This window comes from Flavivirga eckloniae (assembly GCF_002886045.1).
Taxonomy (GTDB): Bacteria; Bacteroidota; Bacteroidia; order Flavobacteriales; family Flavobacteriaceae; genus Flavivirga; species Flavivirga eckloniae.
Genome location: NZ_CP025791.1, coordinates 1,042,466 through 1,059,908, shown reverse-complemented (window position 1 = coordinate 1,059,908; position 17,443 = coordinate 1,042,466). Strand labels below are relative to the sequence as shown.

Genomic DNA, 17,443 nt, shown 5'->3' with positions numbered 1-17,443 from the left:
GATATTAATTATTTAAATAGTTTTGTAATTCTCTTATTTTTTCTGGAGTATCGAATTGCCCTCCATAATATGCTGTTACGGTAGCAGAAGTATCATCTTTTATACCTCTGGATGAAACACATAAATGTTTTGCGTCAATTATAACGGCTATATCTTCTGTATTTAAAATGTTTTTCAATTCATTAGCGATTTGGTTTGTTAACCGCTCTTGAACTTGTGGACGTTTTGAGTAATACTGTACAATACGATTAAGTTTAGACAGCCCAATAACTTTGCCAGAAGATATATATGCCACATGTGCTTTACCGATTATAGGTACAAAATGATGCTCGCAATTAGAGTAGAACGTCATGTTTTTTTCAACTAACATTTGGTTGTACTTATATTTATTGTCAAACAAGGCGACCTTAGGTTTGTTTTTTGGGTTTAAACCAGAAAATATTTCATCTATGTACATTTTTGCAACACGCTGTGGTGTTCCCTTTAAGGAATCGTCTGTTAAATCTAACCCCATAACGTCCATAATCTCTTCGAATAAAATAGCAATACGCGCTTTCTTTTCAGAATCATTTAGTTTAAAAGCATCTACTTTCATTGGAGTTTCTAGTCCTGTATATAAATGGTCGTCTCCAATATCTTCTGTTGAAAAACCATTTAATTTGTAACCATTTGTTTTAGTTTCAATATTCATAGTTGTCTTTTTTTATATACAGTTTTAACGAACTACTTGATTTTATCCCATGAACGTTTTCTTAAGTTATTTCTTTAATCTGTATCGTTCATATATGGTTAAAATTATAAGCTAAGTCGTATTTTAATTTTTCATCTAACATTTTAGCGAAAAATCTTTTATTTTCCTTAAAGGTTCTATTGTTGCTAAAATGTATGAAACGTCCCTGTGCGTGAATACTTGAACCATTGATTTTATAAATTACTAATTGGTAATAGGGTATAGCCCAAGTGAACGTTTCCAAACCTTTATTGATGTATATCAAAATACCTTTCGTTCGTAATTCTATATTGGCATAATTTATAGTTGATACGGTATTTAAATATGATTTTAAATTAGGACTTACGTCTTTTATAATCATACGTTTCGATCCTACACCTTTCATTTTTATCGATTCAAAAAACGAAAAGGCTCTTCCAACAATATCATCAAGGATTTGTTTGTTTTTTTTGTTTTTGTATGTTGAGTTTAAAATCATATGTATCAGCTACATTACCAAAAATACAAAATGTTTAATTTATTTTTGTTTTTGTTAAACAAAAAATATTGATAGTACTATCAGTAATATTTATGGTTTGTGGGCTTAATCTGTTTGACATTGCAATTTCTATCTTAAATAGCTTTATGGAGATAAGTTTATCCTCAATAATAAAGCCTAATTATTTTGCCTACTACTAAATAGGGTGATATTTATTTTACAAAAAGTATATACGGATTTTAGGTTTTCTTTACCATAAAGTCTGAATTTATGGTAAAGACATAAAATGTTTAAGACTAAAAAATGCTAAATAAAATAATTAAGAAAGGACTTAGCAGCAATTATCGTTTTTTACAAGTTTACAACTTGAAACTGCGGTTATGGCTCCGAGAATTGGTGCTGTGATATAGAGCCATAAATATTGAAAATTACCAGTAAATAATGCTGGGGCTATAGAACGTATTGGGTTCATGGATGCTTTGGTCATAGGACCTGCAAACATGGCCTCCAAAAGAATAACACCACCAACAGCAATGGCTGCCATGGTGCCAATTTCTTTACTACCGGTAGAAACATTAATAATAACGACCATAAGGAAAAAGGTGAGCAAAAATTCCAAAACAGCAGCTTTGTATGGTGGAAAACCTTCAGCTGGTGTGGTTTCTCCTAAAAATTGACTTTCTGGAAACAAAAACCATAAAACAAAACATGCTAAAATGGCACCAATAGCTTGTGCCAGTATATATTTAGGAACTTCTTTCCACGAAAACTTTTTTGCAAAGGCAAAGGCAATAGTAACGGCAGGATTAAAATGTGCTCCGGAAATTTCACCAAAAGCGTAAATCATGGCCATAACAATAAGTCCCCAGGTAGCAGCAACACCAACATGAGATATGCTACCATTTGTAATTTCGTTTATTGTCATAGCTCCACAGCCACAAAATATCATACCAAATGTTCCAATTATTTCAGAGTAATATTTTTTCATCAACTTTACTTTTTAGGATAGCAACTGCAAGTTTTCGATGTCTTACAGGAAAACTAAAAGCTAAAAACCACTTCATTTAGCAGGCTTTTAGCGATTTAATATTGCGCAAATATACAATCTCTTATTTTAAGTTTTTGTTAACAATAAAAGGATTTTTGATGTGTAATTTTATGATCATTATTATAAACGCTTAATTTAACTTAATCAAAAATGAAAAAAATACTATTAATCGCCTTGGCACTTACATTTTCTTTTAGTGTAAATGCGCAGGTTAAAACACCACAACCTAGTCCGTTTTCTAAACAAGAGCAAAAGGTTGGTTTAACAGACGTAACTATAGAGTACTCAAGACCTAGTATGAAAGGTCGTACGATTTTTGGAAATTTAGTACCTTATGGAAAGCTTTGGAGAACTGGAGCTAACAAAAACACGACCATTACTTTTAGTGATGATGCCACTATTGACGGACAGACACTTAAAGCTGGATCGTATGCTATTTTTGTAAAACCTGACGCGGAATCGTGGGAGGTTATATTTTATGCAGATACGAATAACTGGGGAACACCTCGTGAATGGGATGAAGCTAAAGTTGCCGCTAAAACAAGTGCACAAGTTTTTAAACTACCAGTAAAAATTGAAACGTTTACTATGTCGTTTGATGACTTAAGCAATAGTGCTGCTACTTTAGGTTTAATGTGGGAAGATGTATATGTAGGTGTTAAGTTTGAAGTGCCAACAGACAAGGCTGTAGTAGCTAGTATAGAGGGCGCTATGAATGGACCAAGTGCCAACGAGTACTATTCTGCTGCTGCATATTATTTAGCAGAAGGTAAGGATGTTAAAGAAGCTGTAAAGTGGATCGACAAGGCTGTTGAGATGACAAAAGATAAGCCTCGTTTTTGGTTTTTAAGAAAGCAGTCTTTAATCCATGCAAAAGCTGGAGATAAAAAAGGTGCTATTTCTGCTGCTAAGAAATCTTTAGAAGGTGCTGAGAAAGCTGGAAATGCAGATTACGTAAAAATGAATAAAGATTCCCTAAAAGAATGGGGAGCTCTGTAAATAGAAGATATTATTAATATCACATAAAAGAAAAGCGCAACTCAAAAAGTTGCGCTTTTTAATTTTTTAATCCTCGTCTTCCAGAAAGAAAATCTCTTCAACAGATTTTTTAAAGAGTTTTGCTATTTTTAGGGAAAGTACAGTTGATGGTACGTATTTGTTTTTTTCCATGGCATTTATGGTTTGCCTGCTTACTCCAATTCTTTCTGCTAAATCTGCTTGAGTCATGTCGTAAATAGCACGTTGTACTTTAATATTATTCTTCATGACTATTTGATTTAAGTTTTAAGAAATTAAAACGGATAATAAAGAATAAGAGTGGTGTAAACATATTAAAAACTAGGATATGGAAAAATGTAAAATTATAAACAAATGCAATTGTAAAAGTTAAGATTGCATAATTAAAAATAATTGCCCAAATTAATGAGTCTTTTCTTAATTTATAAATGAACTCATCTTCAATTTTTTCCTTAGAAAACCCAACTATTAATCCTCCAAAGATAATTGCTAGTGCAACTAGTTCATCGACAATGCTATTTTCAATAATTTTAAAGAATTCTTGCTTATCGTCGAAAATAAAATCGCCACTACTAAATATTGATAATACATTTATAGTTAACATTTTCGATTCATAGCCGATTGAATAAACATAAATTCCGAGTATTAGTCCTAATACTAAAAGTATCCAACCTAAGATTTTGTACTTGTTGGGTAATAAATAATTTGTTTTCATAACTGTTCGTTTTAAATTGATTTAAATGATTGATAAATCAAAAGTAAAACAAACTTTACATTTAGACAAATAAAAATGACTTAAAGTAATGTAAACTAGTCTTTTTTGTGTTTAATATTCTAATTTAATATTGCTTCTTACATCATCAAGAAGCTTGATAAGCTTTTTACTAAACTCAAAAGTCATAACGTCACTTTCAACTTTACCTTCTCGTAAAAGATTATTAAAATGAAGCGTTTCGTAGTTATAGCCAATGGTTTTGTAATTAAAATCGATGGTTTCTTCTTTATTATCGGAGATTAAAGTAACTGTGGTAGGCATAAAAAAGCCGCTATTAATCTTAATAGTACCTTTTTCGCAATAAAATGTAGCTTCGGTAGGAGTATCTTCTAAAAGTGTACTTTTTAAATTAGCAGTTGTTCCATTATCGTAATTAAAAACGATATTGCATGACGAATCTGCTCCGTTTTCAAAAAAAGTAGCATCAGCTTTTATATCCTTTGGTATACCAAGAGATGACAATGCTGCAAAAATAGGGTAGATGCCAATATCCAGTAAACTACCACCGCCTAAAGACTTTTTAAAGAGCCTGGTAGACTCATCGAATTTACGGTAAAAGCCAAAATCTGCTTCTAGCTTTAAAACTCTGCCAAAGGTTTCATTTTTTAATTCTTGTAAAACGTATTGATAGTGCGGTAGAAAATAGGTCCAAAGTGCTTCCATAAGAAGTACATTTTTCTCTCTGGCTTTAGCAATCATGGTGTTTACTTCTTCTGCATTCATAGCAAAAGGCTTTTCACATAATACGGCGATACCGTGTTCTAGACACAATAGTGTATTTTCTTTGTGTAAAGCATGCGGTGTAGCAATATATACAGCATCGATATTGGAATCTTTTACTAAAGCTTCATAACTATTATAAGCTTTATTGGCATGATATGTTGATGCAAAAGCGTCTGCTTTTTCTTGAGATCTTGAGGCTACTGCATATAATTGAGCATCCTCTATAGTTAATAAATCTTGTGCAAATTTATTGGCAATATTTCCTAGGCCTATAATGCCCCAGTTTATGGTTTTATGTTGTGATTGTTTTGTCATTTGGGCTAAATATTTGAAGCATACATGCAATAGTAATAACTATAGCGCAACCAACAAAATTTAACCATAAAAAAGGTAGATTAATAATATCGTATAAATCCAAAATATATAAAGCAATAACCAAAACCTGAGTAATTAATGCGCCAACAAAAACGGCATTCCCTTTTACGAATTTAAAAAAGAAGGCCAAAAGGAATATGCCTAATACATTACCGTAAAAAATAGATCCTATAATATTAACCAATTGGATTAAGTTTTCTGCAAGATTGGCAACACAAGCCACACAAATAGCCATAACACCCCAACCAAATGTAAACCATCTGGATATTCTAACCATTTCTTCTTCGGTTTTTTCACTGGTGTTTCGTTTATATAAATCGATAGTTGTGGTAGAGCCCAAAGCATTTAATTCACTGGATGTACTAGACATGGCCGCACTTAAAATAACGGCAAGTAATAACCCAATGAGCCCTCGTGGCAAATTCTCTAATATAAAGTGAATGAAAACATAGTCCTTATCATTACTTTCAATTTTTATATTTTGTTCTTCGGCAGCTTTATCAATTAGTATTCTTGCTTCTTCTCTAATATTATCGCTAGCGTCATTAGCCAAAGCTATATGCTCTGAAGCGTCGACATTATTTGAAGCCATAAACGATTTTATATGAGCCTGTTTATCGTTAAAAACTTGTTTTTGTTCTTCTTGAAGCAGTTTAAACTCGTCGGCATATTTAGAGTTTAAAACGACACTCTCTGTCGTTGGGTTAAAGTTGATAGGAGCCTCGTTAAATTGATAAAAAACAAATACCATAACACCCACCAGTAAAATAAAGAATTGCATGGGGACTTTTAATATACCATTAAAAATAAGTCCTAATTGCATTTCTTTTACAGATTTACCAGATAAATAGCGCTGTACTTGACTCTGGTCTGTACCGAAATACGAAAGCATTAAAAACGTACCACCAATAATACCGCTCCAAAACGTGTAACGATTATTTAAATTGAACGAGAAGTCCAGAACTTCCATTTTGCCACTGGCGCCAGCAATACTTAAAGCTTTGCTAAATGTAATATCTGCGGGAAGTTTACTTACTATTAAAAAGAAGGCGACCAGCATCCCTATAAAGATAATTACCATTTGGTGCTTTTGCGTTACGTTAACCGCACGAGTACCACCAGAAACCGTGTAGATAATAACTAAAAGACCAATAATAATGTTAAGTGTTAACAGATCCCAACCTAAAACAACCGATAGTATAATGGCGGGAGCAAAAATAGTAATACCAGCTGCTAAGCCTCGCTGAATTAAAAACAAAATAGCAGCTAATGTTCTGGTTTTTAAATCAAACCTGTTTTCTAAAAATTCGTAAGCAGTATAGACTTTTAAGCGATGGTATAGTGGAATAAATACCATGCATATAACAACCATAGCTATAGGAATACCAAAATAAAACTGCACAAAGCCCATACCGTCGTTAAAGGCTTGTCCGGGAGTTGAAAGGAAGGTTATGGCACTGGCCTGTGTAGCCATCACCGAGAGGCCGATAGTCCACCATTTTGATGAATTACCACCTTTAAGATAGTCCTTAACATTTTTACTGCCTCTTGTTTGATAGGTACCATAAGCCACAATAGCTGTTAGCGTTACTCCAAGTACAACCCAATCGATCCAATTTAAAATCTGCATAGCTTAAAACGATTGTGTTATTAAATAAAACACTAGGAAATATATGGCGTTAGCAATTAATACAATAGAATAAAGCTTAAGCCAAGGCTGTTTGGTTTGTTTATTATCCTCCATAATTAATTGCTTAGTTTCGTCTTTTGTTTTAAATCTTCTTTTCCAATAGAAAGCATGTTGGCAAATAGACGGTAAGCTCCGGAAACGCCTTCTGGAAATTCCCTGAAAAAGCTTAATCCCGTGTAGATATAATGTCCTTTACCATGTTTAGCAACTAATAAACTTCCTTTTTTGGGTTTTTCATTTTTATCGTTCATAGATAGGATAGGCGTGAATTCTTTAGACCATTTGTTAGGAAAATATAACCCACGTTCCTGTGTCCAGCCCTTAAAATCGTTTTGAGTAATTTTATTAGGATAATTTAAAAGTGTATGTTCTGGTTCTAAAATACGTACTTCGGCATTCTCGTCTGTAACCCTGTCGCGAGATAGTTCTAACTCGTAAGGTGCCAATTCTGGTACTTTTAAACGGTGTCTTGTGTTGTATTGAACGATCATATTACCACCTTGAGCAACAAAATCGAAAAGGATTTGTTGTTTAAATTTTAATGCTTCAACAGTATTATAGGCACGAATTCCAACAACCACGGCATCAAACCTGCTTAAAGTTTCAGTGTTTATATCTTCAGGTTTTAAAATTCTAACGTTATAGCCAATTTGCTCTAAACTTTCAGGAACCATATCGCCAGCTCCTTGGATGTAGGCAATATTTTCACCCTTCTTTTTTATATCCAAGCGAACCACTTTGGTTTCGCTAGGCAGTAAAACGGTTTGAAAAGGAATATGGTCGTAGTTAATCTCTATAAGTTCTTTTGTGTACGCTTTATCGTTAACATGAACAATGGGGCTAATGTAGCCTTCACTTTGATTTTTCGGAGGAATAATAGTAAAAACAAGACTTTGCTCTTCTCCTTTGTTTTTTATGCTTACTTTTTGTTTTTCAGGATAAACATTCCAGTTTTTAGGATGATGAATTTCTGCATAGCCTTCTAAGTTATCATGTCCTGCTTTAACAACCACAGTGATGTTATGTTGCTGGTCGTTATCAAAAATAATAACCTTTTCTGTTATTCTGGCTGAAGCTTCTGGAATGATTTCAAACGGACGGTACAGCTCACCTTTATCGGGTTTTGAAAAGCGTTGAATAATAGGTTTGGTAAATGTAATAGGTACATTGTTAACAAGTAGGTTGAAATCAATATTGAATAATCTTGGAGTTTCCGGTAAGCCAATAAATTTTTCATCAGCTTTATACATTCCCAACGATCCTTTCTCATTTAGCCAATACGGGGTGGTTGGAGATGTGGTGTTATCAATTTTTATGGCATCCTTAAAGGAAAACTTTATATTATTTTCTAGAAGGATGTTTTTTGAAACATTTAAATCACTGGAGTTATTGAAACTCACTAGGGTAATTGGCGTGTTGCTTCTGTTTAGTGCTTCTATGTTTAAGTTTATAGATTCACCTTGTGTTGCCCAATTAGTTTCAGCTGAGGCTTCTAAATACAAGCCAGCACACATTTCAATAATAGCTTTTAATTCTTTAGTTTTTTGAGCTTTCCAATGATCATCCTCAATCTTTTGAAGCAATTGGTATGCTTTGGTTAATTGTGGAATATGTTCTGAAGGGTTTACAAAATTAAACTCGTTTTCAACTTTGTACAGAATATCGCCAATGGCTTTTCCTCCCTTAACACGATTCCAGGATGTGTCTATGCCATCAAAAAAATCTTTATTATCTGTTAATGGTTCTCCTTTTAAAAATTCTATATATTCTTTTTGAGTGCCTCGCTGCGATAAACGTCCGAACCCTTGGCATAGGTGCTGACTGCTTGCCAAAGCGGCAACTTCATTATTTGATAAGCCTTTTAGCGGGTAGTATACACCAATATCGAAGTTTACCATGTTACTTTTATCTGCTTTTTCAAATTTTTTCTGGCTACCGTAAAACCACCAGCTTGTGTTGAAAAATAAGCGTTTAGGCTGCCATAAACTATTGTGCTTTAACTGGTTTGAATATGCAGATGCATCGTTAGCCAGATCGAAAGCCTCAAAACTTAGCATAGCAGAACTTGTGTGGTGTCCATGGGTAGTACCTGGGCTTCTATGGTCGAATCGATTAATAATAATGTCCGGCTTAAATTTTCTTATAGCTAAAACCACATCGCTTAACACCGTTTCTTTATCCCAAATGGCAAGTGTTTCATCGGGATGTTTTGAATAGCCAAAATCGTTAGCTCTGGTAAAGATTTGCTCTCCGCCGTCTACACGCCTTGCTGCTAATAACTCCTGGGTTCTCATAACTCCTAACAACTCTCTAATCTCTGGACCAATAAGGTTTTGTCCGCCATCTCCTCGTGTAAGCGATAAATATGCTGTTCTGGCTTTTACATGGTTAGACATGTAAGATATTAATCGCGTATTTTCATCATCAGGATGTGCTGCGATATATAAAACCGAGCCTAAAAAATTAAGCTTTTGAATAGATTCATATATCTCTGAAGATGCTGGTTTTTTTGGTTTTTGAGCATATGAAAGGGAAAATAAAAAGAGTAATACTAATGTATGGAGTGTACTTTTTTGCATAATCAATTAGTTAGCTAAAAACCAAATATAGCAAAGTAAAATACCCAAAGGGTGGGTTTTAATGTTTCTTTAACGTATGGAGATGTATTTTAACCTTTACTTATCTAAAGCGTCCTTTTCTATAAGTGTTACGGCTTTTTGCAATAGCATATTATTAGGATAAGTTACCAAATCTCCGTTGTCTTTTCTTAAATGAATTTGATACGATCTTATATCTTCTATAATAGCTTCAATTTCAAATTCTTTATCATGAATTTTAATTTTATCGCCTATTTTGTATGGGAAAGAGAAAAATAGAATAATACCAGATGTTACATTGCTCAATATAGACCAACTGGCAAATAGAGCAAGACCTATAATGGCAAAAATTGATGAAAAAACAACAACCAGATCGTCAACATCTATACCAAAAATAAAGGCAATAATGAGTAATGTGATTAGAAAAAGACTTACTGAAAAATAGCGTGCTACAATTTTTGCACGGCTTACCAGAATTTTTCTAGATTTACCTATAGCACGGATTATAATCCCAATAATAAGTTGAAATACAAAGAATACTATAAGTACAATAGCAGTATTTATTATTTTATCTAGATGTTGGGAGAGGTAGTCGAGCATGTTAGTAATTTTAAAGATACCCCAAAGATAAAATAACTATTTCAATTGAAGTTCTTTTCTCAAAATTTCATCTTTGTTACTGTTTTTGCCCCAATATGCAGATTTGATTGTTTTTAGCTTTGTGGCTTTGGTTTTCAATACCTTAGCGTTAGCTCCGAATCCGCTTTTAAACGCTTCTTCCCAACTTAAAATATCATAAGGAAAGTTAGGATTAAAAGTAATCGATAATGTTCTGTTGAGCTCTGGGTAAGAAATAGAGTAAACGTTATTCTGCATCGTCGCAGAGGCTTTGTAGGCTTTTATAGGAACATGTCTTAATCTGGTATATTCAAAAGAAGGGATAATTTCGATATCTCCGGTAGGAAGCGATTTAGGATCGATACGCAATTGAGTCCACAATTCGTTCTCTAAAATGGTTTTATCTAAGTTGAAGCTTTTATCGGCTTCACCTTCAAAATAGGAGTGAGACATCACTTCGAATTGCGCTTTGTTGTTAAGTTGCGAGTAAACATGTCCGCACCATTCTTGCATGGAACTGGATATTTTTATAGCATGTTTGTTGTTGGAAACAGGGTAGAAGGTACTTTGCATGATGGAATACGGGTAAATACCTGTATTAAACTTTTTTGTAGCATTTAGTTTTAAAACGGAAACATTGTTTGCACTTTGTCCATCAGCTTTCACCTGAACATCTGGTAAAAAATCTTCTGTTACATATATTAAAACCGCTTGTCCGCTTCTTATTTCGCCGTAACGGGCTTGTTCTAACTTATATGATGATATTTCCGCTTCACCAGCATACCAGTAGTTTTTAAACGCTTTAGAAGGTTCTTTTTCTTCTGAAGGCAATGCTATTGTTGAAGGAGTTTCTAAATGATGCGCTAATGTTTTAGAGGCCGTTTCTTTTTTACAAGAAGCGAATAAACTTAGAATCGCTATTATGGTATAGAAAGCTAATTCAACCTTAACGATTTTTTTGAATGACTGTATCATAGCTTTTGTTTTTAGTATATAAAGTTACAAACTTAAGAAGCGTTTACAATATCATTTAACGTTTTGTAAACAGGCATATGTAAGATTTGTCTTTTTTTTAAATCAAGTAATGTTTTGGGGGTATGATTTATTTTTTTACAATTAGTTAGAGCCAGATACGTTAGTATTTTCGTATAACTAATATTCGTATAACTAACAAATGCCCCAAAATGAAAAACCTACTTTATTACCTACTCATGTTTATTGTCTGTGTTACAGTATCATGTGGAAAGGATGACCTTGATAACCCAGAAAAAGACATTGTAAAAGATGTTCCACCAAATGTAATCACTACGCCATGTGAATTTGGTTTATCTGATGCTTCAGCTAATTCAACAATAAAAATAAATTGTTTATTAGATCTTAAGGGTGAAACCATTGACTTACCTGAAAATATTGTCGTTGAATTTGATGGAGGTGATATTATTAATGGAAAATTGAATTTTACAAATGGTGGTAAAATTGATGGAAGACTTTTAAGTTCAAAACTAGAACTAGAAGGTGACGTTAAATTAATAGATCCTACATTTAAATTTTATGCCATAAGATGGGATATTGTTGAAGGTAAAACGACTTTTGAAATTGCCTTAAAAAACAATACCAACTTAGAAGGTGTTATGTTTTTTACAAAAAGTTTAGGAGCCACAACATTTAACATCGATAAACTTGATGCTTATTTTGAAATTGCTACAGTTACCAGTACGACCACTAATGCAAACTGGTATCCTTCTAAGGAGGCTATAAATATTCCTTCGGATTTTAATTTAGTAATGACAGATAATACGCATTTACGTGTATTTCCTGCTCAGTTAGGAGTGAGCAGAGAAGGAGGAACCTTATTGGCGGTAAGACATGAGTCTAATGTCACCGTAAAAGGTGGTACTTTGCATGGTGATAGAGAATTACGACAATATTCCGAAGATGATGGTCAGGAAGGTAGTCATCTTTTTCATATCCATTCAGGAAAGAATGTAACTCTAGATGGTATTAAGTTCGTAGAAGGATCTGTAGGGTCAATAACTATTTATTCTACCGGATTTTCTTTTAATCCTAATTATGATCCTACAACCGGTGTTGTTATCAAAAACTGTGAGTTTTTAAGATCCAGAAGAATGGCAATATCGCTAACAGATGGACGTGATGTTATCATTCAAGGAAACACATTTACCGATACCGCTTTAGCTTCTCCTAATTCAAAAGGAGGAGAAGTAGGTTATGCTATTAATGTTGAGCCAGACAGATATAGAGATGAAAATGATGTGTTAAAGGAAAGACAACGTGCTTTTAATGTCCTTATTAAAGGAAATACAGAAACTGGTAGTAGAGGTGGATTCGCCACATTAACTATTGGACAAAACATAACTGTAGAAGACAATGACATAGGAACTAGGGTTGTTTATTCTCTGGTTTCTGAAAGTAAGGTTATTAATAACAGATTTAAAGCATCTGGTACTGCCATAGATAGTTGGGCCATTTTTGCAGCCGGGACTGGTGTTACAGTATTCGATAATGAAATCGCTGAGAATACTATAGAAGGATATAGTCTTGGAATTGTTGTAGGGTCTAATGAGGCCTATGTGCGTGAAAATGTGATAAAAGATTGTGGGTCAGGAATTCAGTTAAGTAAGGCTTTTAAAGCTCGAATTCATAATAATACTATTAATGTTACAGGAAATGGTATACAGGCAACCAACACACATAGTGATGATGTAGAAATTAAGGGTAATGACGTGACAACATCTGGTAATTTTAATATCTACTTAGCAAATTTGAATAATAAAGAGGAACATAAAGATTATAAGATTGTACTTGATGGTAATAAGCTTTTAAGTACTAAGAATGTTAGTATTTCTAATGCTACCGGAATAACCTTTAAAAATAATGAAGTAAATGGAGGTATTGGTGTTGGAAATGTTTCCAATGTTGAAGTGGCTTTAAATACGATTAAACCTAATGAAAGTGATGGTATTCGTGTATTTGGTTCAAATGCGTCTTTTTCTATTATGAATAATACTATAACGGAACCAACTGGGGCCGCCAGATATGAATGTATTAATAATGATGCAGATAATCCGGATGCTACTATTATGACTGGTAATACGTGTAATTAGTCAATTAAATTGTATCGTGATTATGATGTTTCTACGATATCATTCAAAGTTTTATAAACAAGATGTGTAGGTAAACCCATAACGTTAAAATAAGAGCCCTCTAATTTGGTGACTCCTATTTGTCCTATCCATTCTTGAATACCATAAGCACCTGCTTTGTCCAAAGGCTTGTAGGTGCTTATGTAGTATTTAATTTCTTCGTCGGTTAAGTCTTTAAAAGTCACTTTAGTTATAGCATGTAACGTTTTTTTATAAGTTTTTGTGGTAAAACAAACCGATGTAATGACTTCATGTGTTTCATTACTTAAAGACTTTATGATACTAAAAGCTTCATCTTCATCTCTAGGCTTTCCTAAAGCTTTGTTGTTATGCCATACAATGGTATCGCTGGTAATAAGAATATCGTTGTCTTTTAGTTCATCTTTAAAAGGAAGTGCCTTTAATTGCGAGAGGTAGTTGCTAATTTCAAAATGCCTTAACCGTGGCGGATACTCTTCTTTTACAGGTTTTAAAATGATTTCGAAATCTAATCCCAGGTTTTTAAAAAACTCCTGTCTTCTGGGAGAACCGGAGGCTAAAATAATACGATGGTCTTTTAGTTTTTCGTTAAGCATTAATTATTTAGAAAAATATACTTGTATAAAAGTAAGGAAAGCATTCCGAACAGCATAACCAATTTAAGCATGTTGCTAATATGGTGATAATCTTTCTTTGTTTTAGCCATAAAGATTTTAATACTTAGATAAAACAATGGACCAATTATAAATACTAAAAAGTAAATAACTGCTATTTGACTTTCATATAGTGAATCGACCGTATAGTATATAATTGCAAAAAGCGGAATAAGCGATAGAACAAATAATATATTAGTAGCTCGTTCTCTGCCAATAGCAATAGGTAAAGTGTTCATGCCTGCTTTATGGTCACCATCAATATCTTCGATGTCTTTGGCTATTTCCCGCAATAGGTTAATGGCAAAAGCAAATATGGCATAATTAAAAATGGTCTTAAAAAAGGCTAGTTGTAAATGTTGGTTATTGGGGGTTATGGTGGGCAGCAATTCGAAAACACCTACAACGATAAGGCTTAACGCTACTAATACCGAAATAACGATATTACCTATTAAAAGGGTTCGTTTTAAATAAGTAGCATATACATAAAGTAAGACTGAAATAACGACAAAAATGGAAAAGAAAGGACTTTTTCCAACCAAATGGGATACGTAAAAGCCTAAGCCAACACCTATAACATTAAAAGCTATAAACATATTATAAGCTGTTTTCTCCGAAATGGATTTGCCTATAATAAGCTTATTCGGTTTGTTTATGGTATCGGTTTCAACATCATAAATATCATTAATAATATTTCCTGCGGCTGCAATAGAAATCGTTGCCAGAATTAGAAGGGTAATCCCTAAAGGCGTTAAGCTTAATTGAACCCCGTAAGGGTCTAAATAAGCATACTTAACAAGCAATTGCACAAAAGCAATCATGAGCAGGTTTTTCCAGCGAATCAGGTTTAGAAAGTTCAAAGTGAGAAATGTATGTTTAGTTTATAAGCTTGACATAAAACTGTCAATTAACAATTTAATTATGAAAAGGACTAATATAAAAACAAAAATAGATACAACAATTGTTTTTTGCCTCCTGATTTTCTCTCCTTTTCTAATCTTGTTTTTTATGGCTTCTTTTTCAAGTCTGGTTAAGCTCTTATGGGAAAAATTAAGTTGATGATGAAAATAGGTTTCGTTGTTTAATTTTTCCTTAAGGGTAGAAAAAGGTTTTCTAGACTGCCGATTAAATACACTTTGGTTATTTCCAAAGCCTATGTAACCAAATCCGGTACTATGTCTCCTTTTGTTTCTTGCCAAGTTTTATGTTAATATATTCGTGTCTTCAGACTTCTGTAATTGTTATATTTAGTCATCAGTCATCAGTCATCAGTCATCAGTCATCAGTCATCAGTCATCAGTCATCCTTCACGTCTTAGCGGCTTCGCGAGCAATCAACTGCATTAATATAAAATCCAAAAAACTAAAAAATACAGCCACAGTATATATTAATTGCGAATCACTGCCAACTGCTACTGCAAACTGAGTACCGCGTACTGCAAACCATATTTTAATCATACTTAGCCCCAAAGTTACCATTCCATTTTTCCTGTACTTTCAATACCTGTTCAATAACATCGCGAACAGCTCCCTTACCACCTTTTTTATGAGACACGTATTTCGATATATTCTTTATCTCAGGAACAGCATCTTGAGGGCAACAAGGCAAACCGATACGTTTCATTACAGGAAAATCAGGAATGTCATCACCCATATAAAGTACATTTTCAGATTTAATGCCATTATTGCTGAGGTATTCGTCCAGTTGTTCAATTTTGTTATGAGCCCCTAAATAGATATGAGGAATCCCTAAACCTTTTAAGCGTATACGAACCCCTTCATTAGAACCTCCGGAAATAATGCATACATTAAAACCTGCATCAACAGCCGTTTTTAAAGCGTAACCATCTTTAATATTCATATTACGCAACATTTCACCAGAAGAGGTTATGGTTATGGTACCATCTGTTAAAACGCCATCAACGTCGAATATAAATGTAGTGATGTGTTCTAAGTATTCTTTATAGCTTTTTTCTTCCATGGGTATGTTGTATAGAGGTGGTTAATAATTCGTAAATATCTTTGTGGTGTTGATTTTCTAAAAGTTTTAAATGCTTACGTATTGTTTTTTTGTCATTACGCATGGCAGGTCCGGTTTGCGCTTTAAAAGGAGATAAATCCTGTACTTTTTTAGCAGTCTCCATAATAAGCGGCTTTAATAGGTCGAATTCTGCACCTTCACTTTCGGTTACTTCATGACCAATTCTATAAAGCTGATTCGTAAAATTGTTTACAAAAACAGCAGCCAAATGCAAAACCCTACGTTGGTCGCTATTCACCCTTTTAGTTGGACTACCTATAGCCACAGCCAGATCTTTTATGATAGGGTAGCACTTTTTATCAATAGTTTCAACACAAATTGGCACTTGAGCAAAATCAATGTCGGCATCCTTACTTAACGTTTGCAACGGATAGAATACACCGCGTTTATGCTTTTTGTCAATGTCGTAAATATTAACACTCCCCGAAGTATGCATTACCAACCTATTTTCAAAAGGAAGTTGGGAGGAAAGCTCGGATATAGCGTCGTCGCTAACCGCTAAAATGTAAGCATCAGCATCTTTAATTAATGACAGATCATCAATGACCTCAGTATCATTTTTATAAGAAGCTATTGCATTTATATTTCTGCTATACCACTGATTTATAACAATGCCATCCGCTTTATTAAAAGCCTTAAACAAGTGAGTCGCAACATTACCGGAACCGAGAATTACTACTGAAATCATGCTGCAAAAATACTAACCAATTACGAATTACGAATTATGAATTTCGTTTTTTTGGTTTATTAGTGTTCAGTGTTCAGTGTTCAGTGTTCAGTGTTCGGTGTTCAGTGTTCGGTGTTCAGTTGCAGTACCCAGTGTTCGGTGATCAGTTAGCATTTATCTACATTCTTAATACTCTTAGCGCCTTGGCGGCTTTGCGAGGGAAAGTTTTCAATGATCAGTTACAGTAATCAGTATTTTTGGCCCCTTTGCGACTTTGCGTCTCACCAAATCAATAAATAGCTTAATTTTGCAGTTCTATGAATAAAAAAGACCTTAAATCCAGAGACGACGTATTTTTACTAGTATCTTCTTTTTACGATAAAGTGCGGAAAGATACGGTTTTAGCTCCCTTCTTTAATAACACTATAGAAGATTGGGATGCGCATTTAGAACGATTGACTACTTTCTGGGAATCAAGCTTATTCTTAAAAACAAAGTATTTAGGAAACCCTTTAGAAGCGCACATTAAAGTCGATAAAGACAATGGGCATAGTATCTCTGAATTACATTTCGGATTATGGTTAAACTTATGGTTTGAAACGGTCGATGAACTTTTTGAGGGCGATTATGCCGAAAATGCCAAAAGACGCGCCAGAAAAATGAGCACGTTTTTGTATTTAAAAATATTTGAAGCGAGGTGAATTTAGTGTTCGGTGTTCAGTATTCAGTGTTCAGTGTTCGGTTGGCAGTATTCAGGCAATAATTTTTTTAAATATTTAGGCTTAGCGTCTCCGCGCCTTAGCGAGTTGTATTTGTAACTGGGGGAGTATTCAGTAATCAGTAACCAGTGTTCAGTAAGCAGTGATCATTCAAAGTATTCAGACAATAG

Annotated in this window: 17 protein-coding genes; 3 read left to right on the top strand and 14 right to left on the bottom strand. The window is 33.8% G+C overall.

What is annotated here, in order from left to right; genetic code table 11:
* Nucleotides 1-4: 4 nt before the first annotated feature.
* The 3 genes from folE to C1H87_RS04335 all read right to left on the bottom strand — a co-directional run bounded on the left by folE (nt 5) and on the right by C1H87_RS04335 (nt 2,196).
* Nucleotides 5-691: a GTP cyclohydrolase I FolE gene (gene folE, locus C1H87_RS04345; RefSeq protein ID WP_102754642.1), complete on the bottom strand. Its 687-nt coding sequence runs from the start codon at nt 689-691 to the stop codon at nt 5-7.
* A gap of 88 nt (nt 692-779) precedes the next feature.
* Complete coding sequence (locus tag C1H87_RS04340) at nt 780-1,208, bottom strand: hypothetical protein (protein WP_102754641.1); 429 nt, start codon at nt 1,206-1,208, stop codon at nt 780-782.
* Nucleotides 1,209-1,539: 331 nt separating this feature from the next.
* Nucleotides 1,540-2,196 carry an MIP/aquaporin family protein gene (locus C1H87_RS04335; RefSeq protein WP_102754640.1) on the bottom strand — a complete coding sequence of 219 codons (657 nt, stop codon included), beginning with the start codon at nt 2,194-2,196 and terminating at the stop codon, nt 1,540-1,542.
* Nucleotides 2,197-2,406: 210 nt separating this feature from the next.
* Here C1H87_RS04335 and C1H87_RS04330 point away from each other — a divergent pair, with 210 nt between their 5' ends.
* Nucleotides 2,407-3,255 carry a DUF2911 domain-containing protein gene (locus C1H87_RS04330; protein WP_102754639.1) on the top strand — a complete coding sequence of 283 codons (849 nt, stop codon included), beginning with the start codon at nt 2,407-2,409 and terminating at the stop codon, nt 3,253-3,255.
* 66 nt (nt 3,256-3,321) lie between these two features.
* On the opposite strand, the gene C1H87_RS04325 is transcribed toward C1H87_RS04330, so the two are convergent.
* The 7 genes from C1H87_RS04325 to C1H87_RS04295 all read right to left on the bottom strand — a co-directional run bounded on the left by C1H87_RS04325 (nt 3,322) and on the right by C1H87_RS04295 (nt 11,026).
* Nucleotides 3,322-3,522 (bottom strand): helix-turn-helix transcriptional regulator, encoded by a 201-nt coding sequence (locus C1H87_RS04325; protein ID WP_102754638.1) that lies wholly within the window; start codon nt 3,520-3,522, stop codon nt 3,322-3,324.
* The gene (locus C1H87_RS04320) at nt 3,512-3,988 is read right to left on the bottom strand and encodes a hypothetical protein (RefSeq protein WP_102754637.1); all 477 of its coding nucleotides are present in this window, start codon (nt 3,986-3,988) and stop codon (nt 3,512-3,514) included. Before C1H87_RS04320 ends, C1H87_RS04325 begins: the two co-directional genes overlap by 11 nt.
* Nucleotides 3,989-4,099: 111 nt before the next feature.
* Nucleotides 4,100-5,086 (bottom strand): Gfo/Idh/MocA family protein, encoded by a 987-nt coding sequence (locus C1H87_RS04315; RefSeq protein WP_102754636.1) that lies wholly within the window; start codon nt 5,084-5,086, stop codon nt 4,100-4,102.
* Nucleotides 5,064-6,776 carry a sodium:solute symporter gene (locus tag C1H87_RS04310; protein ID WP_102754635.1) on the bottom strand — a complete coding sequence of 571 codons (1,713 nt, stop codon included), beginning with the start codon at nt 6,774-6,776 and terminating at the stop codon, nt 5,064-5,066. The genes C1H87_RS04315 and C1H87_RS04310 overlap by 23 nt, the downstream gene beginning before the upstream one ends.
* Nucleotides 6,777-6,892: 116 nt before the next feature.
* Nucleotides 6,893-9,415 (bottom strand): PIG-L family deacetylase, encoded by a 2,523-nt coding sequence (locus C1H87_RS04305; protein WP_102754634.1) that lies wholly within the window; start codon nt 9,413-9,415, stop codon nt 6,893-6,895.
* Between the two features lie 96 nt (nt 9,416-9,511).
* The gene (locus C1H87_RS04300) at nt 9,512-10,033 is read right to left on the bottom strand and encodes a mechanosensitive ion channel domain-containing protein (RefSeq protein ID WP_102754633.1); all 522 of its coding nucleotides are present in this window, start codon (nt 10,031-10,033) and stop codon (nt 9,512-9,514) included.
* Between the two features lie 36 nt (nt 10,034-10,069).
* Nucleotides 10,070-11,026, bottom strand: a complete 957-nt coding sequence (locus C1H87_RS04295) for a septum formation inhibitor Maf (RefSeq protein WP_102754632.1) — start codon at nt 11,024-11,026, stop codon at nt 10,070-10,072.
* 209 nt (nt 11,027-11,235) lie between these two features.
* On the opposite strand from C1H87_RS04295, the gene C1H87_RS04290 reads away from it, so the two are divergent.
* The gene (locus C1H87_RS04290; protein ID WP_102754631.1) at nt 11,236-13,176 is read left to right on the top strand and encodes a right-handed parallel beta-helix repeat-containing protein; all 1,941 of its coding nucleotides are present in this window, start codon (nt 11,236-11,238) and stop codon (nt 13,174-13,176) included.
* A 20-nt stretch (nt 13,177-13,196) separates the two neighbouring features.
* On the opposite strand, the gene C1H87_RS04285 is transcribed toward C1H87_RS04290, so the two are convergent.
* From C1H87_RS04285 to C1H87_RS04265, 4 genes are all read right to left on the bottom strand, one after another.
* Nucleotides 13,197-13,790: a Maf-like protein gene (locus tag C1H87_RS04285; protein ID WP_102754630.1), complete on the bottom strand. Its 594-nt coding sequence runs from the start codon at nt 13,788-13,790 to the stop codon at nt 13,197-13,199.
* A complete protein-coding gene (locus tag C1H87_RS04280) occupies nt 13,790-14,707 on the bottom strand; it encodes a geranylgeranylglycerol-phosphate geranylgeranyltransferase (protein WP_102754629.1) in 918 nt (305 codons plus the stop codon). Before C1H87_RS04280 ends, C1H87_RS04285 begins: the two co-directional genes overlap by 1 nt.
* 589 nt (nt 14,708-15,296) lie before the next feature.
* Entirely contained in the window at nt 15,297-15,827 is a 531-nt protein-coding gene (locus C1H87_RS04270; RefSeq protein ID WP_102754627.1) for a KdsC family phosphatase, read from the bottom strand.
* Nucleotides 15,808-16,575, bottom strand: coding sequence for a Rossmann-like and DUF2520 domain-containing protein (locus tag C1H87_RS04265; RefSeq protein ID WP_102754626.1), 768 nt, complete (start codon nt 16,573-16,575; stop codon nt 15,808-15,810). Before C1H87_RS04265 ends, C1H87_RS04270 begins: the two co-directional genes overlap by 20 nt.
* Nucleotides 16,576-16,871: 296 nt before the next feature.
* Here C1H87_RS04265 and C1H87_RS04260 point away from each other — a divergent pair, with 296 nt between their 5' ends.
* A complete protein-coding gene (locus tag C1H87_RS04260) occupies nt 16,872-17,255 on the top strand; it encodes a group III truncated hemoglobin (RefSeq protein ID WP_102754625.1) in 384 nt (127 codons plus the stop codon).
* Nucleotides 17,256-17,443 lie beyond the last annotated feature (188 nt).